Source organism: Streptomyces sp. ICN903 (genome assembly GCF_022015835.1).
GTDB classification, from domain to species: Bacteria; Actinomycetota; Actinomycetes; order Streptomycetales; family Streptomycetaceae; genus Streptomyces; species Streptomyces fenghuangensis.
In genome coordinates this window covers 1-1,149 of record NZ_JAKMAY010000584.1, presented here as the reverse complement: position 1 = coordinate 1,149, position 1,149 = coordinate 1, and the positions used below count along the sequence as shown (strand labels likewise).

Genomic DNA, 1,149 nt, shown 5'->3' with positions numbered 1-1,149 from the left:
AGTCCCCGCCCGTACAGCCCCCGCAGTCGCCGCGCATGCGCCAGGTCGCCTCCGAACTGGACGAACTCGGCGAGCTGCTGCGCAAGCGCGACGGGCACGAGGACGGGCACGGCGGCGACGGGCGGTACGGCCGGTGAACGGGCGCCTGATCTCCGACCGATACCAGCTGACCGAACCGCTGGGCCGGGGCGCCATGGGCCAGGTCTGGGGCGGCCACGACCTCGGCCTCGGCGGCCGCCGGGTCGCCGTGAAGCTGATGCACTCCGGGCAGGTCGCCTCCCTGTCCGGCGGTACGGACCCGGAGGAGCTGCGCGAGCGGTTCGAGCGCGAGTGCCGCGTCACCGCCCAGATCGACCACCCCGGCCTGGTCGCCGTCCACGACGCGGGCCGGGACGGCGACGAGCTGTACCTGGTGATGCAGCGACTGGAGGGCAGCGACCTGCGCGACCACCTCGCCGAGCGGGAGCCCTACCCGCCGCAGTGGGCCGTGGCCGTCGCCGCCCAGATGTGCTCGGCCCTGGCGGCCGTGCACGAGGTCGGCATCGTCCACCGGGACCTCAAGCCGGGCAACGCCATCGTGCGGCCCGACGGCCGGGTGGTCATCCTCGACCTGGGCATCGCGGCCGTGCGGTCGGCCGGGGACACCACCCGGCTGACCCGCACCGGCTCCCTCATCGGCACCCCCGTCTACATGGCGCCCGAGCAGGCCATGGGCGGCAGCCCCGTCGGCCCCCGCTCCGACCTGTACGCGCTGGGCGTGCTGCTGTACGAACTCCTCACCGGCCAGGTCCCCTTCGACGCCCCGGAGCCGACCGGGCTGCTGTACAAGAAGCTCCACCACACGCCCCCGCGGGTACGCGAGCTGCGCCCGGACGCGCCCGCCGAGCTGGACGCGCTGGTGTGGCGGCTGCTGGACAAGGAGCCCGAGGGGCGCCCCGCGGACGCCCATGAGGTGTACGCCGCCCTCGCGCCGCTGCTGCCCCGGCCGGGGCAGGGCGGCCCCGCCCTGCCGCTGGACCCGACCCGCCCGTTCCGCGAACCCATGGCCCCCTGGCCGCCGCGCGGCCGGGCCGCGGACCCGAGGCCGGCGCCGGGCCCGGCGCCCACGGTGGTCGTACGGCCCTCCGCGCCCCCGCCCGGTCCCGGTAC

1 protein-coding gene is annotated in these 1,149 nt (G+C 76.8%); it reads left to right on the top strand.

Features of this window, described 5'->3' with window-relative positions:
• Positions 1 to 133: 133 nt before the first annotated feature.
• Positions 134 to 1,149 (top strand): protein kinase (locus tag L7D48_RS28955; RefSeq protein ID WP_308312368.1); only part of this gene is annotated, 1,016 nt, incomplete at its 3' end.